The sequence below is a fragment of the Bradyrhizobium sp. PRIMUS42 genome, from assembly GCF_023006515.1.
Taxonomy (GTDB): domain Bacteria; phylum Pseudomonadota; class Alphaproteobacteria; order Rhizobiales; family Xanthobacteraceae; genus Bradyrhizobium.
Genome location: NZ_JALBGZ010001323.1, coordinates 1 through 847, shown reverse-complemented (window position 1 = coordinate 847; position 847 = coordinate 1). Strand labels below are relative to the sequence as shown.

The following is an 847-nucleotide window of genomic DNA, read 5'->3' as shown; positions in this document are numbered from 1 at the left end:
ACTCGGGCCTGCGGGCGGCTCGTCTGCGGCACGCGAGGTGGCGACCGCCAGGTTCGCGGCGATGACTATGCCAAGGATCAATGCTCCGATCGCACGCATGACGCCCTCCTTGCGCGCCGCTAGCGCGCCAGCACGATAGAGACCTGGATCTGGCCGCGCGTGCGCAACACCTCCAGCGCCACGTCGTCGCCGTGGCGGCTGACGCGAAGATCGACGCTGGACTCGCCCAGGCGCAGGTCGCGCAGGATCACCTCGTGGAGGAATGTCGGCAGATGCGGGTTGCGCAGACGAATTTCGCCGCGCACCACGTCGAATTCGAGGCCGAGGGCCGCTTCCAGCAGTGTGAACGGCGTCGCGCTGGCCCAGGCCTGCGGCGCACAGGCGACCGGATAGAGCGTCGGGCCGCGCCGCTTTTCGCGCCGGAAGCCGCAGAACAATTCGGGCAACCGGCGCAGGTCCATGTAGGTCGCCGCGTCGAACAGTCCCTTGAAGACATGCGCCACCGAGTGCTTGAGGCCGTAGCGCGCAAGCCCGAGCGCGATCAGCGCGTTGTCGTGCGGCCAGATCGACCCGTCATGATAGGACATCGGGTTGTAACGGACCTCGCCTTGCGCGACGGTGCGGATGCCCCAGCCCGAGAAGAAATGCGGCCGCATCAGATCGGCTGCGACAAGGCGGGCGCGGTCCTCGCGGATCATGCCGCTGAACAGGACCTGACCGGCGTTCGAGGTCCGCACTTTGCACGGCTGCTTCTTGCCGTCGAGGGCGAGCGCATAGGTGCCGAGCTCCTCGCACCAGAACGCCGTCTCGAAGCGCTCGGCCAGCGCCCTGGCCTCGGCCTCGAGCT

At 68.0% G+C, this 847-nt stretch carries 1 protein-coding gene; it reads right to left on the bottom strand.

What is annotated here, in order from left to right; all coding sequences use genetic code 11:
• Positions 1–119: 119 nt before the first annotated feature.
• On the bottom strand, positions 120–847 hold a 728-nt coding region (locus tag MOV75_RS40045; RefSeq protein WP_369010503.1), incomplete at its 5' end, for an amylo-alpha-1,6-glucosidase.